The sequence below is a fragment of the Streptacidiphilus albus JL83 genome (assembly GCF_000744705.1).
GTDB lineage: Bacteria > Actinomycetota > Actinomycetes > Streptomycetales > Streptomycetaceae > Streptacidiphilus > Streptacidiphilus albus.
The window spans coordinates 5633058-5657248 of sequence record NZ_JQML01000001.1; the positions used below are offsets into that span (position 1 = coordinate 5633058).

Annotated in this window: 29 protein-coding genes; 26 read left to right on the forward strand and 3 right to left on the reverse strand. The window is 69.5% G+C overall.

The window, feature by feature from the left end; translation table 11 throughout:
• Positions 1-41: 41 nt before the first annotated feature.
• Positions 42-1361: an acyltransferase family protein gene (locus BS75_RS24635; protein ID WP_152645686.1), complete on the reverse strand. Its 1320-nt coding sequence runs from the start codon at positions 1359-1361 to the stop codon at positions 42-44.
• Positions 1362-1595: 234 nt separating this feature from the next.
• Between BS75_RS24635 and BS75_RS24640 the strand changes: the two genes are divergently transcribed.
• The 7 genes from BS75_RS24640 to BS75_RS24670 all read left to right on the forward strand — a co-directional run bounded on the left by BS75_RS24640 (position 1596) and on the right by BS75_RS24670 (position 10996).
• Complete coding sequence (locus BS75_RS24640) at positions 1596-3599, forward strand: hypothetical protein (RefSeq protein WP_152645687.1); 2004 nt, start codon at positions 1596-1598, stop codon at positions 3597-3599.
• Between the two features lie 200 nt (positions 3600-3799).
• Positions 3800-4987 carry an acyltransferase family protein gene (locus BS75_RS24645; RefSeq protein WP_052069672.1) on the forward strand — a complete coding sequence of 396 codons (1188 nt, stop codon included), beginning with the start codon at positions 3800-3802 and terminating at the stop codon, positions 4985-4987.
• A 48-nt stretch (positions 4988-5035) separates the two neighbouring features.
• Positions 5036-5950: a glycosyltransferase family 2 protein gene (locus BS75_RS24650; protein WP_034089804.1), complete on the forward strand. Its 915-nt coding sequence runs from the start codon at positions 5036-5038 to the stop codon at positions 5948-5950.
• 25 nt (positions 5951-5975) lie between these two features.
• Positions 5976-6944, forward strand: a complete 969-nt coding sequence (locus BS75_RS24655) for an NAD-dependent epimerase/dehydratase family protein (protein WP_042437250.1) — start codon at positions 5976-5978, stop codon at positions 6942-6944.
• Between the two features lie 136 nt (positions 6945-7080).
• Positions 7081-8085 (forward strand): glycosyltransferase family 2 protein, encoded by a 1005-nt coding sequence (locus BS75_RS24660; protein WP_042437251.1) that lies wholly within the window; start codon positions 7081-7083, stop codon positions 8083-8085.
• A 23-nt stretch (positions 8086-8108) separates the two neighbouring features.
• The gene (locus tag BS75_RS24665) at positions 8109-10502 is read left to right on the forward strand and encodes a hypothetical protein (protein ID WP_034089805.1); all 2394 of its coding nucleotides are present in this window, start codon (positions 8109-8111) and stop codon (positions 10500-10502) included.
• Entirely contained in the window at positions 10499-10996 is a 498-nt protein-coding gene (locus BS75_RS24670; RefSeq protein ID WP_052069673.1) for a GtrA family protein, read from the forward strand. Before BS75_RS24665 ends, BS75_RS24670 begins: the two co-directional genes overlap by 4 nt.
• Positions 10997-11002: 6 nt before the next feature.
• On the opposite strand, the gene BS75_RS24675 is transcribed toward BS75_RS24670, so the two are convergent.
• Together BS75_RS24675 and rfbA are read right to left on the reverse strand one after the other, a co-directional pair.
• A complete protein-coding gene (locus BS75_RS24675; protein WP_034089806.1) occupies positions 11003-11602 on the reverse strand; it encodes a dTDP-4-dehydrorhamnose 3,5-epimerase family protein in 600 nt (199 codons plus the stop codon).
• A complete protein-coding gene (rfbA, locus tag BS75_RS24680) occupies positions 11599-12474 on the reverse strand; it encodes a glucose-1-phosphate thymidylyltransferase RfbA (RefSeq protein ID WP_034089807.1) in 876 nt (291 codons plus the stop codon). The genes BS75_RS24675 and rfbA overlap by 4 nt, the downstream gene beginning before the upstream one ends.
• Before the next feature lie 74 nt (positions 12475-12548).
• Here rfbA and rfbB point away from each other — a divergent pair, with 74 nt between their 5' ends.
• The 19 genes from rfbB to rplE all read left to right on the forward strand — a co-directional run bounded on the left by rfbB (position 12549) and on the right by rplE (position 24191).
• A complete protein-coding gene (gene rfbB, locus BS75_RS24685) occupies positions 12549-13526 on the forward strand; it encodes a dTDP-glucose 4,6-dehydratase (protein WP_034089808.1) in 978 nt (325 codons plus the stop codon).
• Positions 13527-13570: 44 nt separating this feature from the next.
• Positions 13571-14452, forward strand: coding sequence for a dTDP-4-dehydrorhamnose reductase (rfbD, locus tag BS75_RS24690; RefSeq protein ID WP_034093711.1), 882 nt, complete (start codon positions 13571-13573; stop codon positions 14450-14452).
• A gap of 14 nt (positions 14453-14466) precedes the next feature.
• The gene (locus BS75_RS24695) at positions 14467-15798 is read left to right on the forward strand and encodes a hypothetical protein (protein WP_052069674.1); all 1332 of its coding nucleotides are present in this window, start codon (positions 14467-14469) and stop codon (positions 15796-15798) included.
• A gap of 29 nt (positions 15799-15827) precedes the next feature.
• Complete coding sequence (locus BS75_RS24700) at positions 15828-16235, forward strand: DUF2304 domain-containing protein (RefSeq protein WP_081982557.1); 408 nt, start codon at positions 15828-15830, stop codon at positions 16233-16235.
• Positions 16232-16990, forward strand: coding sequence for a glycosyltransferase family 2 protein (locus BS75_RS24705; protein ID WP_034089809.1), 759 nt, complete (start codon positions 16232-16234; stop codon positions 16988-16990). Before BS75_RS24700 ends, BS75_RS24705 begins: the two co-directional genes overlap by 4 nt.
• 442 nt (positions 16991-17432) lie before the next feature.
• Complete coding sequence (gene rpsJ, locus BS75_RS24710; protein WP_020549238.1) at positions 17433-17741, forward strand: 30S ribosomal protein S10; 309 nt, start codon at positions 17433-17435, stop codon at positions 17739-17741.
• A 15-nt stretch (positions 17742-17756) separates the two neighbouring features.
• Entirely contained in the window at positions 17757-18401 is a 645-nt protein-coding gene (rplC, locus tag BS75_RS24715; protein ID WP_034089810.1) for a 50S ribosomal protein L3, read from the forward strand.
• 4 nt (positions 18402-18405) lie between these two features.
• Entirely contained in the window at positions 18406-19083 is a 678-nt protein-coding gene (gene rplD, locus BS75_RS24720) for a 50S ribosomal protein L4 (RefSeq protein ID WP_034089811.1), read from the forward strand.
• Positions 19083-19412 (forward strand): 50S ribosomal protein L23, encoded by a 330-nt coding sequence (gene rplW, locus BS75_RS24725; RefSeq protein WP_034089812.1) that lies wholly within the window; start codon positions 19083-19085, stop codon positions 19410-19412. Before rplD ends, rplW begins: the two co-directional genes overlap by 1 nt.
• Positions 19413-19454: 42 nt before the next feature.
• Entirely contained in the window at positions 19455-20291 is an 837-nt protein-coding gene (rplB, locus tag BS75_RS24730; protein ID WP_034089813.1) for a 50S ribosomal protein L2, read from the forward strand.
• 11 nt (positions 20292-20302) lie between these two features.
• Complete coding sequence (gene rpsS, locus BS75_RS24735) at positions 20303-20584, forward strand: 30S ribosomal protein S19 (RefSeq protein ID WP_034089814.1); 282 nt, start codon at positions 20303-20305, stop codon at positions 20582-20584.
• A gap of 85 nt (positions 20585-20669) precedes the next feature.
• Positions 20670-21017 (forward strand): 50S ribosomal protein L22, encoded by a 348-nt coding sequence (gene rplV / locus BS75_RS24740; RefSeq protein ID WP_034089815.1) that lies wholly within the window; start codon positions 20670-20672, stop codon positions 21015-21017.
• Complete coding sequence (rpsC, locus tag BS75_RS24745) at positions 21017-21856, forward strand: 30S ribosomal protein S3 (RefSeq protein ID WP_034089816.1); 840 nt, start codon at positions 21017-21019, stop codon at positions 21854-21856. Before rplV ends, rpsC begins: the two co-directional genes overlap by 1 nt.
• A 4-nt stretch (positions 21857-21860) precedes the next feature.
• Positions 21861-22280 carry a 50S ribosomal protein L16 gene (gene rplP, locus BS75_RS24750; protein WP_030251586.1) on the forward strand — a complete coding sequence of 140 codons (420 nt, stop codon included), beginning with the start codon at positions 21861-21863 and terminating at the stop codon, positions 22278-22280.
• Positions 22280-22504, forward strand: coding sequence for a 50S ribosomal protein L29 (gene rpmC / locus BS75_RS24755; protein ID WP_034089817.1), 225 nt, complete (start codon positions 22280-22282; stop codon positions 22502-22504). The genes rplP and rpmC overlap by 1 nt, the downstream gene beginning before the upstream one ends.
• Positions 22504-22779: a 30S ribosomal protein S17 gene (gene rpsQ / locus BS75_RS24760; protein ID WP_034089818.1), complete on the forward strand. Its 276-nt coding sequence runs from the start codon at positions 22504-22506 to the stop codon at positions 22777-22779. The genes rpmC and rpsQ overlap by 1 nt, the downstream gene beginning before the upstream one ends.
• Before the next feature lie 106 nt (positions 22780-22885).
• On the forward strand, positions 22886-23257 hold the full coding sequence (rplN, locus tag BS75_RS24765) for a 50S ribosomal protein L14 (protein ID WP_034089819.1): 372 nt from the start codon (positions 22886-22888) through the stop codon (positions 23255-23257).
• Between the two features lie 41 nt (positions 23258-23298).
• Positions 23299-23622 carry a 50S ribosomal protein L24 gene (gene rplX / locus BS75_RS24770; protein ID WP_034093714.1) on the forward strand — a complete coding sequence of 108 codons (324 nt, stop codon included), beginning with the start codon at positions 23299-23301 and terminating at the stop codon, positions 23620-23622.
• Positions 23622-24191, forward strand: coding sequence for a 50S ribosomal protein L5 (rplE, locus tag BS75_RS24775; protein WP_034089820.1), 570 nt, complete (start codon positions 23622-23624; stop codon positions 24189-24191). Before rplX ends, rplE begins: the two co-directional genes overlap by 1 nt.

Genomic DNA, 24191 nt, shown 5'->3' on the forward strand with positions numbered 1-24191 from the left:
CCCCGGCGGCCGTCCCCCGGCCGCCTCCAACCGGGCGGGGGTTACGGCCGGACGTCGCTGCCCCAGCGCCGGTCGGCCCGCTCGCTGACCCGGCGGCCCAGCCGCTGCATCGGCATCTCGACGTACTGGTAGGTCAGTTGACTGACCGCCAGGACGACCGCGCAGGGCCCCAGCAGCCACAGCAGCTGCTCCCACAGCTGCAGGTGGAGCGGGACCACGTGCAGCCGCCGCATCAGCCACAGGACGGCGCTCAGCATCACCACGTGCAGCATGTAGACGGAGAAGCTGATCCGGCCCAACCAGGACAGCGGCCCCGGCATGGCGCGGTTGCGCAGCAGCATCCCGGCGGTGAAGAGCCCCCAGACCGCGAGGATGCCGAAGACCCACGGCCAGCTGATGGTGGCCGAGACCGCCCCGGACCGGTCTCCGCCGTACCTGGTGCCGATCGCCACCGAGATCAGCACGACCGGAATGCACAGGGCCGCGGTCACCCGCCGTGACACCTGCCCCTGCTCGGCCCGGTAGAGGGCGGTCCCGCTGAACATCGTGGCCAGGATGACCATGCTGTACCAGGGCGCCAGCCGGCCGTTCAGCACGACCAGGGTGAGGACCAGTCCGCCGACCAGGACCGCGCCGACCGCCCGGGGCACCCGGCGGCTGACCATGCAGCCGATGCCCACCACGAAGACCCCGAACGACACCAGGATCGCCACCCGCGAGCCCGGGTAGCTGGTCGAGAAGCACAGCGGCGGCACCACGGCCAGGGAGAGCAGGGCCAGTCCGGCGAAGCCGAGCGAGATCTGTCCGCTGCGGCGGTGCAGCCCGGCCGCGAAGAGCGCGCTGACCAGGCAGTAGAAGACCATCTCGTAGGAGAGCGTCCACATCACCGGGACCATGTTGGCCCCGCCGAGGAGGTCCTGGAGCATGGTCGCATTGGCCAGGACCGTGGTCGTGGGGTGCTGCGCCAGCGCCGGGGTGATGGCCGCCAGGGACCTGGTCTGCCAGCCCAGTCCGACGAACAGCAGCCCGAGCCCGATGGACACCAGGGTCAACGGGTACAGCCGGAACAGCCGGCTCAGCCAGAAGCCACGAACGCTGCCCCGGCGCTCCAGTGAGGCCGGGATGATGTAGCCGCTCACCATGAAGAAGAGCAGCACCCCGAAGGTGCCGGGGACGAAGTAGCGGCCGAGCACGGTCCAGGCCTGGGGCAGCATGAACTCGATGTAGTGGGACACCATCACGGTCAGTGCTGCGATCCCGCGCAGCGCGTCCAGCCAGCCCAGACGGGCCTTGGCGGGGGACACTGGCGGCCCGGTGGTGACCTGGCCGCTCTTGGGCGGGGGCGGAGTGGTGGTAAGCACCACGTGAGATTAGCCGATGGCCCGGCTGTGGCCGGTAACGTCCGGGGCACGGACCGACGCCGCCTTCACCCCTCCGGGGGACTGGTCCCGGCCGGTGCCGCCCGGTATCCGGCGGGGGAGTTCGAGGACTCGGCCCCCTTCCCCGGCAACCGAGCAAGTATGCTCGACCGACTGATCGGGAGCCCATTCGATCGGGACCACCTTCACCGGAACATGAACGGCATGGCTCGACAGATGACAATTCCGCGTGTGCTCGGCCGCTCGGTCGACCCCGGGGGCTCGGTTCCGGCGAAGCACGACTCCCGCAGGCCGCTGGCCCTGGCCCGGTCGGTCGGCCTGTCCTGGCTGATCCCGGTGCTGCTGTGGCTGGTCCACCTCGACGTGCTGGTGCTGCCGCTGCTGGTGGTGCTGATCGCCGGGCTGATCCGGGTCGGCGGCGGGCTGCTCGACCGGATCGTGATCGCCGCCTTCCTGCTCGCCGGCGCGCTGATGACGCTGGGCCTGCTGGCCTCGATCTGGCCGTGGGGCCTGAACCCGCTGCCGGCCTCGGGCGTCCTGCTGACCGCGATCAGCGTGGCCGCCTGGCTGGACCGGCGACGGTTCCGGCTGGTGTGGCGGGTGCGCGGCACGGACGCGATCATCCTGGGCACCGGTGCCGTCGTCGGGTACCTGGTCCGGCACGGGGTGACGGCGGTCTCCTCGGCCGGGCGCTACGCCGAGATGACGATCGGCGACCGGGTCACCCACTTCGCCATCTTCGACACCGTGGAGCGGGTCGGCGGCTACCTCTTCCTGAACCAGACCGCGGCCAACGCCTCGGTCAGCGGGAACACCGCCGAGGTGTATCCGCAGGGCTCGCACTTCCTGCTCGCCTGGATCGACGTCTTCGTCCGCTCCAGCACCTCGCTGACCGCCGCCCCGCAGGCCTACGACCGCTACTGCGCCTACACCCTGGCCGGCTTCGTGGTCTTCTGCATGTCGCTGATCTGGGGTGCGCGCTGGATCGGCGGCCCCCGGCTCCGGGGCTGGCGGGCGGCGGCGGTCTGCTCCGTGGTGGCGGCGATCGTCCTCGGCAGTCCGTTCAGCATGCTGCTGAGCTACGGCTTCGACTCGGAGATCGTCGGCCTGGCGTTCCTGGCGGTGTCGATCGCGCTGCTGGTCCGACCGGCCATGGGGCTGGTCGAGTACGCGCTGGTGGCCGGCGCCGCGCTGGTCACGGTCGGCTACGCGTACAACATCTTCGACGCCTTCGTGGGCATCGCCCTGCTCGGCGGGCTGCTGGTGTACTGGCGCCGGCACCGCGGCCACCGGGTGGCGCTGTACACCGCGCTCGGCGTCGGCGGCCTGCTGGCGATCACCCCCAGCCTGATCAGCGTGCTCTCCTCCTTCGACGTCGGCCAGCAGGCGCAGGCCGCGGGCCACGAGGTCTCGCTGAGCCGCGCGCTGCTGATCGCACTGACCGCGGTGGTGCTGGTCGGGGTGGTGTCGGCGGGCCGCAGGCTGGGCGCGACCGCGAGCATCCTGGGGGTCACCGTGGTCGGCGGTGCGTTCGTCATCGCCGTCTTCGGCGCCTGGCAGCTGCACACCCTGGGGCACCTCTCCTACTACTTCGAGAAGATGGCGACCGCCGGACTCATCATCTCGCTGGTCGGACTGGGCTCGGCCGGCTGGCTGCTGCGGCCGGTCCGCCGGGCCGCTGCGGCCGCCCCGTGGCCGGTCCGGCTGCGGGAACCGCTGCTCTCGGTCGGGGCCTCGGTCGTCGCACTGAGCCTGTTCGCCGGGGTGCAGTGGGGCGTGCCGTCGGTGGACAACGCTCCGTCGCAGTGGAAGCAGACCTCGCTGTGGGCCTGGGCGAAGGGGAAGTCGCCCGCGGACATCGCGCCGCTGGTGCACACCTTCCTCCGCCGCGACCTGGCCCGCACCACCGGTACCGCGATCATCCTGTACACGAACAACGGCGCCCGGAACTGGCAGGCCACCTACTTCGCCAGCGCCATGGCCCGCAACGGCCGGTTCGGGGCGCTGTCCGAGGGGCTGGAGCAGGTCGGCATCGGAGCCACGGCCGGGACCGAGGCCACCTACCAGGCCGCACTGGCGCAGCTGCGGGCGGTGATCCAGATCTGCCCCGACGGAGCCACCCTGTTCGTCGGGAACCAGGCGCTGGCGAGCCGGCTCCAGGACGATCTCGATACGGACGGGGTGCGCAACGCCACCGTCCTCTATGCCCCGCTGCACTGAGAGGCTCCTCGGCACCGGGCCGGAGGGCGGCTGTTCGCCGGTGTGTTAGCTTGCTGTCGGGCAGGTGTAAGTACCGGTACCCTCGGTGTCCTGTGCTCCGGGGTCGACATCTCGGAAGCCGAACCCGCCAGTACCTCCGGACGCGCACACCGGGCGTCCCGTTCTCGTTCCCCCGGCTCCCGCTTGGAAGTGCGAACTCCATGTCCTCTGCTGAACTACTGGCGAAGCACGACGACCGCCGCGGTCGTCCCGAGAACTCGGACCAGCAGCAGCAGGGCGGCCCCGCCGCCTCGGGGCGGAAGCGCCTCTACGCCCTCGACGGCATGCGGCTGATGGCGGCCCTCGGAGTGCTCAGCTTCCACTGGACGGCCTACGTCGACATCGGCGGCATCTGGCCGCGCGGCCACAGCCCCGCCCAGGTCATGCCGGCGGTCAACCACGTCGCGGCCTACGGCTGGCTCGGCGTCAACCTCTTCTTCGTCATCAGCGGCTTCGTGATCTGCATGAGCTGCTGGGGGAAGAGCGTCGGGCAGTTCTTCGTCTCGCGCGTGGTCCGGCTCTACCCGGCGTACTGGGCGGCGGTGCTGCTGACCTCGACCGTGCTGCTCACCATGGGCGCCTGGATCAGGCACGGCGCGGCCAACGGGCTCGACGCCCAGGCCATCCTGGCCAACCTGACCATGCTGGAGACCCCGCTCGGCATCCGCCAGGTCGACGGTGTCTACTGGACGCTCTGGGCCGAGCTGCGGTTCTACGTCCTGTTCGGGGTGCTGGCCGCGTTCGGGCTGACCTACCGCAAGGTCGTCGCCTTCTGCGGGGTCTGGATGTTCGTCGCGATCCTCAGCATCCAGGCCAAGTCGGAGCTGCTGACCACCATTGCGATGCCGCAGTACGCCCCCTTCTTCATAGCGGGCATGGCGATCTTCCTGATGTACAAGTACGGCCCGAACCTGCTGCTCTGGGGCATCGTCGGATTCAGCTGGCTGATCGCCCTGGCCCAGGTCCGGCCGATCGAGGCGATGTACGTGAACGTGCTGAACCACGGACTCAACTGGTACGTGGTCGCGGCCGGCTTCACCGTGGCCATGGGACTGGTGCTGGCCGCGGCCCTGGGCCTGTTCGACTGGGCCAACTGGAAGTGGCTCACCGTGGCCGGCGCCCTGACCTACCCGCTGTACCTGATCCACCAGGAGGCGGGCTGGACGCTGATCCACTTCGGCCTCGGCCACGGCCTCGGCGTGGTCGGCTCGCTCGGTACGGCCTTCGCCGTCGTGGTGGTCGTCGCCTACCTGATCCACCGTCTCATCGAGCGTCCGCTGTCCAAGCCGTTGAAAAAGGGTCTGGACCGTTCGATGGTGTCCCTGCGGGAAGCCAGCCGTGCTCGCTGAAGGCCCTTCCCGAGAGTCCGCGCAACCTCTCCGACTTGGTGCTGCCCTATGACGACGATCGACATCATGCTGCCCTACTACGGCGATGTCGCGCTGATGCAGGCCGCCGTGCACAGCGTGATCGCGCAGAGCGACCCGGACTGGCGGCTGCTGGTCGTCGACGACGGCAAGGAGCCCGGGGTCCCGGAGTGGTTCGCGAACCTCGGCGACGACCGGGTGAGTTACCAGCGCAACGAGAAGAACCTCGGCGTCACCGGGAACTACGACAAGTGCCTGGGCCTGGTCGGGGCGGAGCACTTCGTCATGATGGGCACCGACGACATCATGCTGCCCAACTACCTGGCGACGGTCCGGGCGGCGCTGGCGCAGTTCCCGGGAGCGGCGATCGTGCAGCCCGGGGTCCAGGTCATCGACGGCGCGGGCCGGCCGAGCACCACCCTGGCCGACGAGTCCAAGCGCCGGCTCTACGCGCCCCGCTTCACCGGCCGGAAGCTGCTCGGCGGCGAGGACCTGGCGCTCAGCCTGCTGCGCGGCAACTGGCTCTACTTCCCCTCCCTCTGCTGGCGCACCGACGCGGTGCGCGCCATGGGCTTCCGTCCCGGCCTGGAGATCATCCAGGACCTCGCCCTGGTCATCGACCTGCTGCGGGACGGGGAGCAGATGATCGTGGACGACACCCTCTGCTTCCAGTACCGGCGCCACGCGATCAGCATCTCCTCGGCGAGCGCCTTCTCCGGCAGCCGGTTCACCGAGTCGAGGCGCTACTTCCTGGACGAGGCCGAGCGGCTGGACGCGGTGGGCTGGACCAGGGCGGCCAAGGCGTCGCGACTGCACATGTCCTCGCGGATCCACGCGCTGACCCTGGTGCCGGGCGCCCTCAGGGCCGGCCAGCGCGCCGGGGCCCGTACCCTGCTCACCTACGCGGCGGGCCCGGCCCGCCGCCGCCAGAATCTGCACGGCTGACGCCCCGCACGACCGGAGTTGAGTAATGACTGAAACCGCTGTCCCGACCGTCCCGTCCGCCGAAGGACCGCGGCGGGTCGCCGTGCTCGGCGGCACCGGGTTCATCGGCCGGGCCCTCTGCGAGGCCCTGGCAGAGGGCGGGCTTCCGGTGCTGGCGATCGCCCGCAGGGAGCCGACGGTCCCGGTGGCCGGTTCCTTCCGCGCCTTCGACCTGGTCGGCGGCTCGCCCGCCGAGCTGGCCGCGCTGTTCGCCGCGGAGGGCGTGGGCACCGTCGTCAACGCCGCCGGCGGAATGTGGGGCCTCGACGACGAGCAGATGGTCGACGCCAACGTCGGCATGGTCCAGCGGGTCATCGAGGCCCTGGCCCTGCTGCCGGAGCGGGTCCGACTGGTGCAACTCGGCTCGGTGCACGAGTACGGCCTCACCCCGGTGGGCACGGTGCAGGCCGAGTCCGACGAGACCCACCCGCAGATGGTCTACGGGGAGCTCAAGGTCAGGGCCACCCGGCTGGTGCTGGACGCGGTCGAGGCCGGCGGCCTGGACGGCGTGGTGCTGCGGGTCGGCAACGTGGTCGGCGCCGGACAGCCCGGCCACAGCCTGCTCGGGGTCATCGCCCGCAAGCTCGCCGAGGCGGCGGAGGAGTCCCGCACCGCCGAGCTGACGCTGGCGCCGCTGGCGGCCAAGCGCGACTTCGTCGGGCTGGGCGACACCGTCGCCGCCGTGCTGGCGGCCGTCCGGGCGCGGACACTGCCGCCGGTGGTCAACGTCGGCCGCGGCGAGGGCGTCTCGGCCCGGCACATGGTGGAGCTGCTGATCGAGGTCAGCGGGGTGCCCACCGAGGTGCTGGAGAACACTGCGCCGGAGGGCCCGGGGGCGGAGACCGAATGGCAGTGCCTGGACGTGGCCCTGGCAGCCCGGGCACTCGGCTGGGAGCCCCACCAGTCGCTGGCCGGCGCCGTCGACAGCCTCTGGAAGGCGGAATACCGGGGCTGAGGGTGCTTCGAGCACTTGGTAGCGTTCCCCCGCGTACCCTCCGCGCCCCGCCGATCGGTCCGGGGCCGGGGACGGCCGTTCCAGGACGGCCCGAGAAGCGGGTCCTCCCATGATTCTGCGTTGTTCGGAGCGAGCGATGTACCGTACGTCCACCCAGGAGCACGTCGGCGATGACCGGCCGGCGCCGCTGCTCTCCGTCGTCGTCCCCATCTTCAACGAGGAGGAGGCGCTGCCGCTGACAGTGCAGCGGCTGCGGCCGATCCTCGACGGACTGGACGTGGAGTACGAGGTCGTCGGCGTCGACGACGGCAGCACCGACGCCACTCCGCAGCTCATGGTGGCGCTCCGGCGCGAGTGGCCGCAGCTGCGGATCATCCGCTTCCGCCGCAACTCGGGCCACCAGGCCGCGCTCACGGCCGGCCTGCACAACGCCTTCGGCGAGTACGTCGTCAGCATCGACGCCGACCTGCAGGACCCGCCGGAGAAGATCCCGGAGATGTTGAAGCTCGCCCGCGACGGCGGCTGCGACATCGTCTACGGGGTCCGCTCCGACCGCAGCACCGACGCCTTCTTCAAGCGCTCCACCGCGGCCGCCTACTACTGGCTGATGCGGCGGCTGGTCGGCAAGAAGATGCCCTCGCACGCCGGCGACTTCCGGCTGCTCAGCCGCGCCGCCGTGGACGCGCTGAAGTCGCTCCCGGAGAACCAGCCGGTCTACCGGCTGCTGGTGCCCTGGCTCGGCTTCACCAGCGCCACGGTCTACTACGAGCGCGAGGAACGCGTCGCGGGCACCACCAAGTACCCGCTGTCCAAGATGATCCGGCTCGGGCTCGACAGCGTCACCAACTTCTCGGCCAGCCCGCTGCGTCTGGCCACCTGGCTCGGCATGGCGAGCTTCGTGGTGTGCCTGGTGCTCGCGGTCTACACCACGTTCAGGTACTGCCTGAACGACACCGTGCCCGGCTGGTCCTCGCTCTTCATCGGCATGCTGTTCCTCGGCGGCGTGCAGCTGATCTGCCTCGGGCTGCTGGGCGAGTACGTCGGCCGGATCTACTCGGCGGTGCAGTCCCGGCCCTCCTACTTCATCGGCTACGACTCCGCCGACACGGCGACCGAGGCACCCGCCGGTGCCGGCAAGTAGCCTCCCGAACAGAATGCAGGGTCATGGGCGCACAGCACAGCATCGGTGAGACGACCGCCCCGGTGCCCGACGGCCCCGGGGCGTCGGGCACGGGCCGGGACGGCGGCAGCCCGGCCCTGGTCCTGCGGCTGCTGCCGGCCGCCGCGGCGATCTGCCTGCTGGTCGTCCTGCTGCTGCTGGCGCACACGCCGGCCCTGGACATCCTGCGCTACGCCGGTTACGTGGCCTGGGGCGTCGTGCTGCCCGGAACCCTGGTCTTCCGGACCCTCCGGCGGACCCCGCACACCCTGGTGGAGGACCTCACTCTGGGGGCCGGCACCGGCCTGGCACTGGAGCTCGCCGCCTGGGCCGTGCTGATGCCGCTGCACCTCCAGCACTGGGCGACGCTCTGGCCGCTGGTGGTGGTGCTGCCGTACGCCCTGGTGCCCCGGCTGCGCCGGCACTGGCGGCCCACCGGCTACACCAGGCCCTCGCTGGGCTGGTCCTGGTCGGTGGCCGGTGTGGTGGCCAGCACCAGCGGCTACTTCTACGGCGCCTTCTTCATCGAGAACCCGATCCTGCCCGGCAGCGCCACCGCCCGGCAGTACATCGACCTGCCCTACCAGCTGTCGCTGGCCGGGAACGCCACCCACAGCTTCCCGGTGACCCTGCCGGAGGTCTCCGGCGAGTCCCTGGGCTACCACTGGTTCTTCGCCGTCCACATGGCGATGACCAGCATGGTGGGCCACCTCGACCTGCCGGTGGTCGAGATGCGGCTGATGCTGCCCGCCCTGGCCGCGCTGGGGATGCTGGTGGCCTCCGTGGTCGGCTGGCGGATCACCGGCCGGGCCTGGGTGGGACCGGTCGCGGCGCTGCTGCTCTTCACCATCGGCGAGTTCAACCCGGTCTATCCGCTCACCGTGGCCGGCATGCCCTTCGGCTCGCCCCAGGTCGTGCTCATGGCCTGGGCCAGCCTCTCCCTCACCTACAGCCAGCCGCTGCTGTTCGCCCTGGTCGGGGTGGCGGCGGAGGCGCTGCGGGACCCGCAGTCGGAGCGGCTGCGCCGGGTCCCGGCCATGGGTCCCGGGGTGTACGGCCTGGTGGCGGTGTTCGCCTTCGCCTCCAGCGCCGCCAAGGCCAGCTCGCTGCCGGTCACCCTGGCGGCCCTGGCGGTGGCCGGGCTGGCAGCCCTGGTGCGCACCCGGCGCATCCCCTGGCGGATCGTGGCGCTGGGGGCGATCGTCGGCGCCGGGCAGCTGTTCGCCACCGCGGTCGTCTTCCACTTCCAGAGCTACGGGCTGGAGGTGCAGCCGCTCAGCAACATCAGCCAGTACTGGGCCGATCCGGACCACTCCCGGGGCGCGGCGCTGCAGGCGGCCCTGGTCGCCATGACCTTCGCGGCGCTGCTGCTCAACACCCAGCTACGGCTGGTCGGCATGCTGCCGCTGCTGTGGCGCTCACGGCTGCGCCTCAGCGACAGCCAGTGGATGCTGCTCGGCGGGGCGGTCGCCGGACCCGGCGCCTACCTCGCCCTCAACGGCTGGAACGCGAGCTACTTCACCCATGCCGGGCTGGCCTTCGGGGCCTTCCTCTCGGCCTGGGGCTACTGCGAGGCCTTCGACCGCGCCGCCCTGTCACGCAGGGCCAAGGCCCTGCTCGGTGTCGGCACTGCGGCCTTCGTGGTGCTGCTCACCCTCGGCATCCACGCCTACGCGTCCCGCTGGTCGAGCTTCGCGCTCCGGCTGTTCCACGACCGCTCCGGCAACCGCCCGTACACCGTGCTGCTGCCCCTGGTCGCGGCCGCCCTGGCGCTGGCGGCGCTGGCCCTGGTGATCGGCCTGCTGTGGCGGCTGGGCCACCGGGTGCTGCCGGGGCTGCGCGGCCGAGGGCTGGTGGTGCTGCTCACCGCCGCCCTGGTGGCTGGTGCGCCGACGCTGCCGCTGGACGTGGTCAACACCGCGCGGAACGGCTGGGCCAGCGAATGGCCGCTGTCCGGCTCCCAGGCCGACGCCGCCCGCTGGGTGCGGGACCACAGCAGCGGCAGCGACGTGCTGGTCACCAACGACCACTGCCTGACCCAGAACGGTCCGGTCGCCCCGAGCAACGGGGCCTGCAGCTACGCTCTGGGCTTCTGGCTGAGCGCCTACTCGGAGCGCTCGGTCCTGGTCGAGGGCTGGGGCTACGACCCGCAGTTCGTGGCCGGCGGCAACGGTGGCGCACCGTTCTGGGACCAGTCGCTGCTGGCCCTGAACCAGGACGCGATCTACCGGCCCACGGCCGGGCTGCTGACGGAGCTGTACCAGCGGTACCACGTCCGCTTCATCGTGGTCGACCGCGTTGACGGCAAGGAGTCGCCGGCCCTCGGGGGACTGGCGCACAAGGTCTACGACAACGGGCGCATCGGCGTCTACCAGCTGCTCCCAGGAGAGACCCCATGAATTCCACAGCCCAGCAGACCGCTGCGGGGGCGGCCGCACCGGGCGGCTCCGGCTCCGGCGGAAAGCTGCGCAGCCAGCTGCCCGTCTTCGCGGTCATCGGCGTCCTGAGCACCCTGCTCTACCTGGGGCTGTACGTCCTGGCCAGGCTGGTGGTGGGGGAGCAGACCGGCAATCTCATCGCGTTGGCGCTGAGCGCGGTCGCCAACACCGCGGCCAACCGCCGGTTCACCTTCGGCGTCACCGGCCGGGAGAGCGCGCTGCGGCACCAGCTGCAGGGCGGCGTGGCCTTCCTGATCGGCCTCGGGCTGAGCAGCGGCGCCCTGGCGCTGCTGCACCACTGGGATGCCAGGCCGAGCCGGATGGTCGAGCTGGGGGCGCTGATCGTGGCCAACGTCCTGGCCACGCTGCTGCGCTTTCTGCTGCTGCGGGCGTGGGTGTTCAAGCCCACACCCGCAGCGGCCGCCCCCGTCGGCAGCGACGAGGGCGAGAGCTGACGCCGCTCAGCCGTTGTCCAGCGAGGCGGTGAACTCCCGCACGGCGTCGTAGGACGGCAGCAGGCCACCGGCGACGGCCTCCGCCAGTGAGGGCGCCGCCGCGTCGCGCACGGACAGCTGGGGCGCGTCGGCGGGCCACTCGATGCCGAGGTCCGGGTCGAGCGGGTGGACCGTGTGCTCGCCGGTGGGGTTGTAGGTCGCGGAGCAGAAGTAGGACAGCGTCGCGCTCTCGCTGAGCGCGCAGAAGCCGTGGCCCAGGCCCTCCGAGAGGTAGACCGCGCGGCGGTCCACATCGTCCAGCCGCACGCCCTCCCACCGGCCGAAGGTCGGCGAGCCGACCCGCAGGTCGACGATCACGTCGAGCACCGCACCGCTGACGCAGCTCACGTACTTCGCCTGGCCGGGCGGCACATCGGCGAAGTGGACGCCGCGGACCACGCCGCGGGCGGACACCGACAGGTTCGCCTGCGCCAGCCGCAGCGGGTGGCCGACCGCCTCGGCGAGGTGGTCGAAGCGGTAGTACTCCATGAACATGCCGCGCGGGTCGCCGTGCTGCGGGGAGGTGACCTCCCAGGCGCCCTCGATGCTCAACGGCCGGATCTTCATGCGGTGCGCCCTTCAGTCAGCAGTTCGATCAGGTAGGAGCCGTAGCCGCTCTTCAGCAGCGGCTGCGCCAGTGCGCGGAGCTGGTCGTCGTCCAGGAAGCCCATCCGCCAGGCGACCTCCTCCACGCAGCCGACCTTCAGCCCCTGGCGCTGCTCCATCACCCGGACGTACTCGGACGCCTGGACCAGCGAGTCGAAGGTCCCGGTGTCCAGCCAGGCGGTGCCCCGGTCCAGCACGGTGACCTGGAGCTGCCCGCGCCGCAGGTAGACCTCGTTGACCGCGGTGATCTCCAACTCGCCGCGGGCGCTGGGCTGGAGCGTCCGGGCGACCTCCACCACGCTGTTGTCGTAGAAGTACAGGCCGGGGACGGCGTAGCGGGACTTGGGCTTCTCGGGCTTCTCCTCGATGGAGATCACCCGGCCCTCGCGGTCGAACTCGACGACGCCCAGGGCGGCTGGGTCGGCCACCGGGTAGGCGAAGATCCGCCCGCCGACCAGCGGACCCTGCAGCGAGAGCCGGGTGCCGAGGCCGCTGCCGTGGAAGATGTTGTCGCCGAGGACCAGCGCCACCTCCTCGTCGCCGATGAAGTCGGCTCCCAGCACGAACGCCTGGGCGATGCCCTCCGGGCGCTCCTGGACCGCGTACTCCAACCGCAGGCCCCACTGCGAGCCGTCCCCGAGCAGGCGCCGGAACTGGTCCTGGTCCTGCGGAGTGGTGATGATCAGGATCTCCCTGATCCCCGCCATCATCAGGGTGGTCAGCGGGTAGTAGACCATCGGTTTGTCGAAGACGGGCATGAGCTGCTTCGACACGGCCCGGGTGAGGGGCCAGAGCCGAGAGCCGGTACCGCCGGCCAAGAGGATTCCACGCATGGGCGAAGCCTATGTGCTCCGGGGTCGACGGTCCCCCGCCGGGGATCCTTCCGGCCCCGTATGATGCCCGTACTATGCGTATCCTCGTGACCGGCGGCGCCGGCTTCATCGGTTCGGAGTTCGTACGGCAGTTGCTCGGCGCTGACGACTCGCTCCGGATCACCGTCCTGGACAAGCTCACCTACTCCGGCGTCGAGGAGAACCTCGCGCCGGTCGCCCACCACCCCGGCTACAGCTTCGTCCGCGGCGACATCTGCGACCCGGACGTCGTCGACCAGGTCATGCCGGGCCATGACGCGGTGGTCCACTTCGCCGCCGAGTCCCATGTCGACCGCTCCATCGCCGGGGCGGGCCCCTTCGTCACCACCAACGTGCTCGGCACCCAGGTCCTGCTGGACTCGGCCCGCAAGCACCGGGTCGGCCGCTTCGTCCACGTCTCCACCGACGAGGTCTACGGCTCGATCAGCGAGGGCTCGTGGACCGAGGAGTGGTCGCTGCAGCCCAACTCGCCCTACTCCGCCTCCAAGGCCGCCTCGGACCTGCTGGCGCTGGCCTACCACCGCACCCACGGCATGGACGTGGTGGTGACCCGGTGCTCCAACAACTACGGGCACTACCAGTTCCCGGAGAAGCTCATCCCGCTGTTCACCACCAACCTGCTCGACGGCAAGCAGGTCCCGCTGTACGGCAACGGCGGCAACATCCGTGACTGGCTGCACGTCTCCGACCACTGCCGGGGGATCGCCCTGGCGCTGGACAAGGGCCGGGCCGGCCAGGTCTACAACATCGGCGGCGGCACCGAGATCACCAACAAGGAGCTCACCGGCCTGCTGCTGGACGCGGCCGGCGCCGGATGGGACATGGTCGTCCCGGTCGAGGACCGCAAGGGCCACGACCTGCGCTACTCGCTCGACATCAGCAAGATCAGCGAAGAACTCGGCTACTCGCCGCAGGTCCGGTTCGAGGACGGTCTGGCAGCCACCATCGCCTGGTACCGCGACAACCGCGCCTGGTGGGAGCCGCTCAAGCGGAAGGCAGCCCTGGAGTCGTGAGCCGGTCCGAGCACAGCAGCTGGTTGGTCACCGGCGCGGGGGGGATGCTCGGCCAGGACCTGCTGGCCGTTCTCGCTGCGGTACCAGGGGTCCAGGTCACCGGGGCGACCCGGGCCGACCTCGACATCACCCGTCCCGAGGCGGTCGCCGCCGCCGTCGGTGACTACGACATCGTCGTCAACGCCGCGGGCTGGACCGACGTGGACGGCGCGGAGACCCCGGAGGGGGAGGCCGCCGCGGCGGCCGTCAACGCCGCCGGGGTGCACAACCTCGCCGCGGCCTGTGGCGCCCGCAGTGCACTGCTGCTCCATGTCTCCAGCGACTACGTGTTCGACGGATCGGCCACCATGCCGTACCCGGAGCACGCCAGGACCGGCCCGCTGAACGCCTACGGCCGGACCAAGCTGCTGGGGGAGCAGGCCGTCACCGGGCTGCTGCCGAGCCGGGGCTATGTGGTCCGCACCGCCTGGCTCTACGGTGAGCACGGCAAGAACTTCCCGGCGACCATGCTCCGGCTGGCCGCCGAACGGCCCACCATCGACGTCGTCCAGGACCAGCGGGGCCAGCCCACCTGGTCGCTCCAGCTGGCGGGGAAGCTGGCGGAGCTCGGCCGGGCCGCCCTTCGGGGCGACGCCCCGGCCGGGATCTACCACGGCACCGCCTCCGGGGCCACCACCTGGTTCGGCCTGGCCCGCGCGGTGCTCGGGCTGTCCGGCCTCGATCCCGAGCGGATCCGGCCGACCACCTCCACCGCGTACGTCCGGGCCGCCCGGCGGCCCCGCTACAGCGTGCTGGGCCACGACAGCTGGGCCAGGGCCGGCCTGGCGCCGCTCCCCGACTGGCGCTCCGGCGTGGAGGAGGCGCTCCGGCGCCCGGCCTTCCAGGCCCTGCAGCCGGGACGCCTCCAGCCGGCCGAGCAGCGATAAAGAATCGAACCGCAATGAACAAGAAGATCGCTCGTGTGCTGAGCGTCGTCCCGCCGGGTACCCACCTGATCATCGGCGGGACCCTGGTCCTCGGGGCGGCCTCGTACATCCAGATCGCCGCCGCGAACCACGCCCTGACCGGCGACCCGAGGGCCGCGGTGTCCGCGCTCTGGTCGCTGATCATGACGCTCACCCTGGGCCTCTTCTTCCCGGTCGAGCAGGAGCTCACCCGGGTGGTCGCGGCCCGGGCGGTGCGCGGCGACGGGATCATGCCGGTGGTGCGCCGGGCGACCGTGGTCACCCTGGGCATCATCGCGGTCTTCGCCCTGGCCATCGCCCTGTTCGCCGGGCCGGTCGCCAGGGTCTTCCTGCACGGCCAGACCGAGCTGCTCTGGGCCTTCGCCGCGGCCATGGCCGGCATGGGGCTGGCCTTCGCCACCCGCGGCGTGCTGGCCGGACTGGGGCGCTTCAACGCCTACGGGGTCTCGCTCGGCATCGACGGCGGACTGCGGATCGTGCTGGCGCTGGCGCTGCTGCTGGGCGGCTCGCACTCGGCGCTGGACTTCGCGCTGGTGCTGGCGGTCGCGCCGCTGGGAGCGGTGCTGTGCACCCTGCCGGCCATGCTCAGGGGCTGCTCGGCCGGACCCCAGATGCGCTGGTCGGAGCTGTTCCAGAACACCGGACTGCTGATCACCTCCTCGCTGCTGGCCCAGGTGGTGGTGAACGCCGCGGTGCTCGCCACCGGGGTGCTGGCCCCGCTGGACACCAACCTCCAGGTGGCGATCCTCAACGCCGGGGTGCTGTGCCGGGTGCCGCTGTTCGTCTTCGGCTCGCTCCAGCCGACCCTGATGACCGGCCTCTCCACGGCCGCGACCTCGGGGGACGGGCCCGGGTTCCGGAAGATGCTGGTGCAGACCTGCGGCGTGGTCGGCGGCCTCGGGGTGCTCGGCGCGGTGCCGGCGGTGCTGATCGGACCCTGGCTGCTGCGCACCTTCATGGGCGCCCCGCCGGTGCTCGGCCCGATGGACCTCTTCTGGTTCTCGGCCGGGACGATGTTCTACATGCTCGCCATGGTCCTCGGACAGGCACTGGTGGCCATGGGACGGCATGTGCTGCAGTTGGCCGGCTGGGCCTTCGGCACGGCAGTGCTGCTGGGTGTCACCTGTGTGCCCGGATCGGTCGCGCTGAGGGTGGAGGTGTCATACTTCCTGGGTTCGCTCAGTACGGCCGTGCTGCTGCTGGGTCTCATCTGGCGCGAGTCCAGGCGCACCGCGCGTCCCCACGGGGCCGCCGACACGCCGGCACCCGGCCGGGCGGCAAGGCCCCGGGCCACCGAATCCCTCTAGTCGACTTCCAGGTGAAAGGCGCGACTTCCGTGCAACTTTCCGTGCTCACCTCCATCACCAGCGTGGTGGTGATGGCATGCATCCTGGAGCTGCTGCGCCGTCAGCAGCTTCGGGAGAAGTACGCGGTCATCTGGCTGACGATCGGTGTCGTCACGGTTCCGCTCGGCTTCTTCCCGACCCTGCTCAACGGGGTGGCGCGGCGGCTGGGCGTGGCGAACGGCGCGAGCCTGGTGCTCTTCGCCGGGTTCGTCCTGCTGCTGATGGTCTGTCTGCACCTCAGCTGGGAGGCGAGCCGACTGGAGGCCGAGACCCGGATACTGTCCGAGGAAGTCGCCCTGGTGCGCAGCAAGGTCAATCAGCACTCCCTCCTCATCGAGTCCCTGCAGCCGACCGAGCAGTCCGCCGAGGGCCGGGAAGAGCACGAGGTCCAGGTATGAACCCGGAACAGCGCGTCCTGATCATCCTGCCCGCCTGGAACGAGTCAGAGGGCCTGCCGATGGTCCTCAAGGAGATCCAGACCAAGCTCCCGGGCGTCGACGCCCTGGTCGTGGACGACGGCTCGCTCGACGACACCGCCCGGGTCGCGGCGGCGGCGGGCGCCACGGTGGTGCGGCTGCCGTACAACCTCGGCGTGGGCGGGGCCATGCGCCTCGGCTACCGCTACGCCCACGAGCACGACTACGACGTGGCGATCCAGGTCGACGCGGACGGTCAGCACGACCCGTCCTACGTACCCGAGTTGCTGAAGGCGCTGGACCACTGCGACCTGGCGATCGGCGCGCGCTTCGCCGGGGCCGGCGACTACAGCGTCCGCGGTCCGCGGAAGTGGGCGATGCGGCTGCTGTCCGGGGTGCTCTCCCGGATAGCGCGTACCAAGCTGACCGACACCACCTCCGGCTTCCGGGCCTGCAACAAGCACCTGATCGCCTTCTTCGCGCGCTGGTACCCGGTGGAGTACCTGGGTGACACCGTGGAGAGCATGGTCGGCGCGATCCGCTGCGGCTTCACCGTGCGCCAGGTGCCGGTCGCGATGCGCGAGCGCACCACCGGAACCCCCAGCGCCTCCCCGGTGAAGGCCATGGTCTACCTGGGCCGGGCCGGCTTCGTGCTGCTGCTGGCGATGATCAGGCGGATGCCGAACCGTCCCGGCGTCGTCGCCGAGGCTCCCGTGCCGGCGGCCGCGCAGGTTTGACAACAGCGCCCCGATGGGTAGCCTCATCGGCCCGGATTGGCGTCGCCTCTGTCTGGTATGGCACACTGTTCAAGTTGCTCGGTTGAGTGCCGATGCTGCGCGTCTCCGCCTTCAGGTCGGCGGGGGACCGGAAGCAAGTCCCACAGTACTCGTCGTGCCCGTGTACGGCCGTTGCCTAGTTGATGTTGACGAAGCGCGGCAGCTGCGGCGCGGACGTACGGGAATCTTCCGGGAAGGGCAAGCAGGCGCTCGATCCGGCGTTTCGCCCCGGTGTCGACCTCACAGTCGCACCAGTGTGGGCCGAGAGTTCGACCAAGGATTTTTTATGGCGGGCAGCGCGACACGCCCGACCGCGTGGGTCGAAGGAACGCCACTGGGGCCTCCACCCGGGGGACCCGGCCGCAGAAGCAGCAAGACGACACAGAAGGACTACTGAGAAGCCATGGCGGGACAGAAGATCCGCATCCGGCTCAAGGCCTACGACCACGAGGTCATCGACTCCTCGGCGAAGAAGATCGTCGAGACGGTGACGCGTACTGGTGCGCAGGTTGCGGGCCCGGTGCCACTGCCCACTGAGAAGAACGTGTACTGCGTCATCCGCTCGCCGCACAAGTACAAGGACTCGCGCGAGCACTTCGAGATGCGCACGCACAAGCGTCTGATCGACATCCTCGACCCGACCCCCAAGACCGTTGACTCTCTGATGCGACTCGACCTCCCGGCCGGCGTCGACATCGAGATCAAGCTCTGAAGGGGCTGAGCGAAGATGGCTAAGCAGATGAAGGGCATCCTGGGCGAGAAGCTCGGCATGACCCAGGTCTGGGACGAGAACAACCGGATCGTTCCGGTGACCGTCGTCAAGGCCGGGCCCAATGTCGTGACCCAGGTCCACACCGCTGATGGCACCGGCTACGACGCCGTGCAGATCGGCTTCGGCGAGATCGACCCGCGCAAGGTGAACAAGCCCCTCGCGGGCCACTTCGCCAAGGCCGGCGTCACCCCCCGTCGCCACCTCGTCGAGCTGCGCACCAGCGACGCCGCCGAGTACACCCTGGGCCAGGAGATCACCGCTGAGGTGTTCGAGGCCGGTATCAAGGTCGACGTGACCGGTACCAGCAAGGGCAAGGGCTTCGCGGGTGTCATGAAGCGCCACAACTTCCACGGTCTGGGCGCCGGCCACGGTGTGCAGCGCAAGCACCGTTCGCCCGGCTCGATCGGTGGCTGCGCCACCCCGGGTCGCGTGTTCAAGGGCATGAAGATGGCCGGTCGCATGGGACACGAGCGTGTGACCACCCAGAACCTGACCATCCACGCCGTTGACGCGGAGAAGGGCCTGCTGCTCATCAAGGGCGCAATCCCCGGTCCGAACGGCGGCCTCATCCTGGTCCGCACTGCGGCGAAGGGGGCCTGAAGCAATGAGCACCATCAACGTTCTCTCCCCTGCGGGTGAGACTGTCGGCACCGTTGAGCTGCCGGCCGAGATCTTCGACGCGAAGGTCAGCATTCCGCTGATCCACCAGGTCGTCGTCGCCCAGCTGGCTGCGGCCCGCCAGGGCACGCACAAGACCAAGACCCGCGCCGAGGTCCGTGGCGGCGGCCGCAAGCCGTACCGCCAGAAGGGCACCGGCCGCGCCCGTCAGGGCTCGACCCGCGCTCCGCAGTTCGCCGGCGGTGGCGTCGTGCACGGCCCCCAGCCGCGCGACTACTCGCAGCGGACCCCCAAGAAGATGAAGGCCGCCGCGCTCCGTGGCGCCCTCACCGACCGGGCGCACAACTCCCGCATCCACGTCATCACCGGCGTGACCGCGGGCGAGGCGCCGTCCACCAAGGCTGCCCGCACCCTGATCGGCAAGATCAGCGAGCGCAAGAACGTCCTCCTCGTCGTCGAGCGCGACGACGAGCTGGCGATCAAGAGCGCCCGCAACCTGCCCGAGGTGCACATCCTGGACGCCGGTCAGCTGAACACCTACGACGTGCTCGTCTCCGACGATGTGGTCTTCACCCAGGCCGCCTTCGAGCGCTTCGTGAGCGGCCCTGCCGCGTCCGCGAAGGCCGTTGCCTCCTCGAGCGAGCTCGAAGGGAGCGACGCCTGATGAGCGACGCAACGATCACCAGCAAGACGTTCACGGACCCCCGTGACGTCCTGGTCAAGCCGGTCATCTCGGAGAAGAGCTACGCGCTCCTCGACGAGGGCAAGTACACGTTCATCGTGGCGCCGGGCTCCAACAAGACCCAGATCAAGCAGGCCGTCGAGGCGGTCTTCGCGGTCAAGGTTGCCAACGTCAACACGATCAACCGTCAGGGCAAGCGCAAGCGCTCCAAGACCGGTTTCGGCAAGCGCAAGGACACCAAGCGCGCCATCGTGACGCTGGCAGAGGGCAGCAAGCCCATCGACATCTTCGGGGCTCCGACCTCCGCCTGACGGCGAGTCGGATAACCGAAACGGACGAGGACAGAAGAAGCCATGGGCATCCGCAAGTACAAGCCGACAACGCCGGGCCGTCGTGGCTCCAGCGTTGCCGACTTCGTCGAGATCACGCGGTCCGAGCCGGAGAAGTCGCTGGTCCGCCCCCTGCACAGCAAGGGCGGTCGTAACAACACCGGTCGCATCACTGTTCGCCACCAGGGTGGCGGTCACAAGCGTGCGTACCGCGTCATCGACTTCCGTCGTCACGACAAGGACGGCGTTCCGGCCAAGGTCGCTCACATCGAGTACGACCCCAACCGCACCGCACGCATCGCGCTGCTGCACTACGCAGACGGCGAGAAGCGCTACATCATCGCTCCGGCCAAGCTTGGCCAGGGCGACCGGGTTGAGAACGGCCCCACGGCCGACATCAAGCCCGGCAACAACCTGCCGCTGCGCAACATCCCGGTCGGTACGGTCATCCACGCCATCGAGCTCCGGCCCGGCGGCGGCGCGAAGATCGCCCGTTCCGCGGGTTCCTCCGTGCAGCTGCTCGCGAAGGAGGGCGTCTACGCCCACCTCCGCATGCCTTCCGGCGAGGTCCGCCTGGTCGACGCCCGCTGCCGCGCCACCATTGGCGAGGTCGGCAACGCCGAGCAGTCGAACATCAACTGGGGCAAGGCCGGCCGTATGCGCTGGAAGGGCGTTCGCCCGACCGTGCGTGGTGTCGCCATGAACCCGATCGACCACCCGCACGGTGGTGGTGAGGGTAAGACCTCCGGTGGTCGCCACCCGGTTTCGCCGTGGGGTCAGAAGGAGGGTCGTACTCGTTCGCCGAAGAAGGCGTCCAACAAGTACATCGTCCGCCGCCGCAAGACGAACAAGAAGCGCTAGGAGCAGTCTCGATGCCGCGCAGCCTCAAGAAGGGGCCCTTCGTCGACGACCACCTCATGAAGAAGGTGGACGTTCAGAACGAAGCTGGTACCCAGAACGTCATCAAGACCTGGTCCCGGCGCTCGATGATCGTGCCGGCGATGCTGGGCCACACCCTCGCGGTGCACGACGGTCGCAAGCACGTCCCGGTGTTCGTCACCGAGTCGATGGTCGGCCACAAGCTCGGCGAGTTCGCGCCGACCCGCACCTTCCGCGGCCACGAGAAGGACGACCGCAAGTCGCGTCGTCGCTAATCGGCGGAATTGCGAATGACCGATGGTCGCTCTCCGCTCAAGCGGAGGTGAACCGACCATGACAGACACCAACAAGGGGACAACCATGGAAGCCAGGGCAGCGGCACGGTACATCCGTGTAACGCCCATGAAGGCCCGCCGCGTGGTGGACCTCATCCGTGGCATGAACGCCACGGAGGCCCAGGCGGTCCTGCGTTTCGCTCCGCAGGCCGCCAGCGTGCCGGTCGGCAAGGTGCTCGACAGCGCCATTGCCAACGCCGTGCACAACTACAACCACAACAACGTGGAGTCGCTGTACGTCGCTGAGGCGTTCGTCGACGAGGGCCCGACCCTGAAGCGTTTCCGTCCGCGGGCCCAGGGCCGCGCGTACCGGATCCGCAAGCGGACGAGCCACATCACCGTGGTTCTCGCGTCGAAGGAAGGGACCCGGTAATGGGCCAGAAGGTAAACCCGCACGGGTTCCGCCTCGGCATCACCACGGACTTCAAGTCCCGCTGGTACGCCGACAAGCTGTACAAGGACTACGTCAAGGAAGACGTCGCCATCCGTCGGATGATGACGTCCGGCATGGAGCGCGCCGGCATCTCGAAGGTTGAGATCGAGCGCACCCGTGACCGTGTGCGGGTGGACATCCACACCGCGCGTCCCGGCATCGTCATCGGCCGTCGCGGCACCGAGGCCGACCGCATCCGCGGCGACCTCGAGAAGCTGACCGGCAAGCAGGTCCAGCTGAACATCCTTGAGGTCAAGAACCCCGAGCTGGACGCCCAGCTCGTGGCTCAGGGCGTCGCGGAGCAGCTGTCCTCCCGCGTCTCCTTCCGTCGCGCCATGCGTAAGAGCATGCAGGGCACGATGAAGTCCGGCGCCAAGGGCATCAAGATCCAGTGCTCCGGTCGTCTCGGCGGCGCCGAGATGTCCCGCTCTGAGTTCTACCGCGAGGGCCGCGTGCCCCTGCACACCCTGCGTGCCAACGTGGACTACGGCTTCTTCGAGGCCAAGACCACCTTCGGCCGCATCGGCGTGAAGGTCTGGATCTACAAGGGCGACGTCAAGAACATCGCCGAGGTCCGCGCCGACAACGCCGCCGCCAAGGCCGGCAACCGCCCGCCCCGCGCGGGTGGCCCGGCCGAGCGTCCCCGTCGTGGGGACCGCCCCGCCGGCGGCGAGCGCGGCGGCCGTGGTCGTCGTCCCGGCACCGAGGCCCCGGCCGCGGTGACCGAGGCTCCGGCCGAGGCCGTTTCCTCGAACAGCGATTCTGGAACGGAGGCCTGACCCCATGCTGATCCCTCGCAGGGTCAAGCACCGCAAGCAGCACCACCCCAAGCGGCGTGGCATGGCTAAGGGCGGTACCGAGCTGGCGTTCGGTGAGTACGGCCTCCAGGCCGTCTCCCCGGCGTACGTGACGAACCGGCAGATCGAGTCCGCTCGTATCTCCATCACTCGTCACATCAAGCGTGGCGGCAAGGTCTGGATCAACATCTACCCGGACCGTCCCCTCACCAAGAAGCCTGCCGAGACCCGCATGGGTTCCGGTAAGGGTTCGCCGGAGTGGTGGATTGCCAACGTGCACCCCGGACGCGTGATGTTCGAGTTGTCGTACCCGAACGAGAAGATTGCTCGCGAGGCGCTCACCCGCGCCGCGCACAAGCTTCCGATGAAGTGCCGGATTGTCCGGCGCGAGGCAGGTGAGAGCTGATGTCGGCCACCACCAAGGCTGCAGAGCTTCGCGAGTTCGACGACGAGGCTCTCGTCGCGAAGCTCCGTGAGGCCAAGGAGGAGCTGTTCAACCTCCGCTTCCAGGCGGCGACCGGGCAGCTCGACAACCACGGACGGCTTCCGCTCGTGAAGAAGCAGATCGCGCGGATCTACACCCTGATGCGCGAGCGCGAGCTGGGCATCGAGACGGTGGAGAACGCCTGATGACTGAGAACACCAACGAAGAAGCACGCGGCTTCCGCAAGACCCGTGAGGGTCTGGTCGTCAGCGACAAGATGGACAAGACCGTCGTCGTCGCCGTCGAGGACCGCGTCAAGCACGCGCTGTACGGCAAGGTCATCCGCCGTACGAACAAGCTGAAGGCGCACGACGAGGCCAATGCCGCGGGCATCGGCGACCGTGTCCTCCTCATGGAGACCCGGCCGCTGTCCGCGACGAAGCGCTGGCGCGTCGTCGAGATCCTCGAGAAGGCCAAGTAGTAACGAACGCGATTGGGCGCGGCCGTATGTGTCCAGGGTTCCTCCGGGAACGCCTGGGTGAGCAGCGGCCGGCCCGGTCCCGATCGTTGACGATCAGGAGAAAGCTGTGATCCAGCAGGAGTCGCGACTGCGAGTCGCCGACAACACTGGTGCGAAGGAGATCCTTTGCATCCGTGTTCTCGGTGGCTCCGGCCGACGCTACGCGGGTATCGGTGACGTCATCGTCGCCACCGTCAAGGACGCGATCCCCGGTGGCAACGTGAAGAAGGGCGATGTGGTCAAGGCCGTCATCGTCCGCACCGTGAAGGAGCGCCGTCGTCCGGACGGTTCCTACATCCGTTTCGACGAGAACGCCGCCGTCATCCTCAAGAACGCTGATGGTGACCCCCGCGGCACGCGCATCTTCGGCCCGGTGGGCCGTGAGCTGCGTGACAAGAAGTTCATGAAGATCATCTCGCTTGCGCCGGAGGTGCTCTAGCCATGACGAATCGCGCTGCGAAGTACACCACGAAGAACGCGATGAAGATCAAGAAGGGTGACCTGGTCCAGGTCATCACCGGCAAGGACAAGGGCAAGCAGGGCAAGGTCATCCAGGCCATCCCTACTGAGGACCGCGTCCTGGTCGAGGGTGTCAACCGGGTCAAGAAGCACACCAAGGTCGGCCAGACCGCCCGTGGTGCCCAGACCGGCGGCATCGTGACCACTGAGGCCCCGATCCACGTGAGCAACGTTCAGCTCGTCGTGGAGAAGGACGGCAAGAAGGTCGTCACCCGAGTCGGTTACCGCTTCGATGACGAGGGCAACAAGATCCGCGTTGCCAAGCGAACCGGTGAGGACATCTGATGACCGACACCTCTGTTGAGAAGGTGACCCCCCGTCTCAAGGAGCGCTACCGCTCCGAGATCAAGGGTCAGCTGCAGGAGCAGTTCTCCTACGAGAACGTCATGCTGATCCCCGGCCTGGTCAAGGTCGTGGTCAACATGGGTGTGGGCGACGCCGCCCGCGACTCCAAGCTGATCGACGGTGCGGTCCGCGACCTCACCGCGATCACCGGTCAGAAGCCGACCGTGACCAAGGCTCGCAAGTCCATCGCGCAGTTCAAGCTGCGTGAGGGTCAGCCCATCGGTACCCACGTCACGCTTCGCGGCGACCGCATGTGGGAGTTCCTGGACCGTCTGGTGTCGCTCGCGCTCCCGCGCATCCGCGACTTCCGCGGTCTGTCGCCGAAGCAGTTCGACGGCAAGGGCAACTACACCTTCGGTCTGACCGAGCAGGTCATGTTCCACGAGATCGACCAGGACAAGGTCGACCGCCAGCGCGGCATGGACATCACCGTGGTCACCACTGCCCAGACCGACGACGAGGGCCGGGCGCTGCTGCGTGCCCTTGGCTTCCCGTTCAAGGAGAACTGA

Excerpts from the sequence above, each read along its gene's own strand:
- BS75_RS24640 (WP_152645687.1), top strand. The coding sequence starts at position 1,596 with ATGACAATTCCGCGTGTGCTCGGCCGCTCGGTCGACCCCGGGGGCTCG.
- BS75_RS24645 (WP_052069672.1), top strand. The coding sequence starts at position 3,800 with ATGTCCTCTGCTGAACTACTGGCGAAGCACGACGACCGCCGCGGTCGT.
- BS75_RS24650 (WP_034089804.1), top strand. The coding sequence starts at position 5,036 with ATGACGACGATCGACATCATGCTGCCCTACTACGGCGATGTCGCGCTG.
- BS75_RS24655 (WP_042437250.1), top strand. The coding sequence starts at position 5,976 with ATGACTGAAACCGCTGTCCCGACCGTCCCGTCCGCCGAAGGACCGCGG.
- BS75_RS24660 (WP_042437251.1), top strand. The coding sequence starts at position 7,081 with ATGTACCGTACGTCCACCCAGGAGCACGTCGGCGATGACCGGCCGGCG.
- BS75_RS24665 (WP_034089805.1), top strand. The coding sequence starts at position 8,109 with ATGGGCGCACAGCACAGCATCGGTGAGACGACCGCCCCGGTGCCCGAC.
- BS75_RS24670 (WP_052069673.1), top strand. The coding sequence starts at position 10,499 with ATGAATTCCACAGCCCAGCAGACCGCTGCGGGGGCGGCCGCACCGGGC.
- BS75_RS24675 (WP_034089806.1), bottom strand. The coding sequence starts at position 11,602 with ATGAAGATCCGGCCGTTGAGCATCGAGGGCGCCTGGGAGGTCACCTCC.
- rfbA (WP_034089807.1), bottom strand. The coding sequence starts at position 12,474 with ATGCGTGGAATCCTCTTGGCCGGCGGTACCGGCTCTCGGCTCTGGCCC.
- rfbB (WP_034089808.1), top strand. The coding sequence starts at position 12,549 with ATGCGTATCCTCGTGACCGGCGGCGCCGGCTTCATCGGTTCGGAGTTC.
- rfbD (WP_034093711.1), top strand. The coding sequence starts at position 13,571 with ATGCTCGGCCAGGACCTGCTGGCCGTTCTCGCTGCGGTACCAGGGGTC.
- BS75_RS24695 (WP_052069674.1), top strand. The coding sequence starts at position 14,467 with ATGAACAAGAAGATCGCTCGTGTGCTGAGCGTCGTCCCGCCGGGTACC.
- BS75_RS24705 (WP_034089809.1), top strand. The coding sequence starts at position 16,232 with ATGAACCCGGAACAGCGCGTCCTGATCATCCTGCCCGCCTGGAACGAG.
- rpsJ (WP_020549238.1), top strand. The coding sequence starts at position 17,433 with ATGGCGGGACAGAAGATCCGCATCCGGCTCAAGGCCTACGACCACGAG.
- rplC (WP_034089810.1), top strand. The coding sequence starts at position 17,757 with ATGGCTAAGCAGATGAAGGGCATCCTGGGCGAGAAGCTCGGCATGACC.
- rplD (WP_034089811.1), top strand. The coding sequence starts at position 18,406 with ATGAGCACCATCAACGTTCTCTCCCCTGCGGGTGAGACTGTCGGCACC.
- rplW (WP_034089812.1), top strand. The coding sequence starts at position 19,083 with ATGAGCGACGCAACGATCACCAGCAAGACGTTCACGGACCCCCGTGAC.
- rplB (WP_034089813.1), top strand. The coding sequence starts at position 19,455 with ATGGGCATCCGCAAGTACAAGCCGACAACGCCGGGCCGTCGTGGCTCC.
- rpsS (WP_034089814.1), top strand. The coding sequence starts at position 20,303 with ATGCCGCGCAGCCTCAAGAAGGGGCCCTTCGTCGACGACCACCTCATG.
- rplV (WP_034089815.1), top strand. The coding sequence starts at position 20,670 with ATGGAAGCCAGGGCAGCGGCACGGTACATCCGTGTAACGCCCATGAAG.
- rpsC (WP_034089816.1), top strand. The coding sequence starts at position 21,017 with ATGGGCCAGAAGGTAAACCCGCACGGGTTCCGCCTCGGCATCACCACG.
- rplP (WP_030251586.1), top strand. The coding sequence starts at position 21,861 with ATGCTGATCCCTCGCAGGGTCAAGCACCGCAAGCAGCACCACCCCAAG.
- rpmC (WP_034089817.1), top strand. The coding sequence starts at position 22,280 with ATGTCGGCCACCACCAAGGCTGCAGAGCTTCGCGAGTTCGACGACGAG.
- rpsQ (WP_034089818.1), top strand. The coding sequence starts at position 22,504 with ATGACTGAGAACACCAACGAAGAAGCACGCGGCTTCCGCAAGACCCGT.
- rplX (WP_034093714.1), top strand. The coding sequence starts at position 23,299 with ATGAAGATCAAGAAGGGTGACCTGGTCCAGGTCATCACCGGCAAGGAC.
- rplE (WP_034089820.1), top strand. The coding sequence starts at position 23,622 with ATGACCGACACCTCTGTTGAGAAGGTGACCCCCCGTCTCAAGGAGCGC.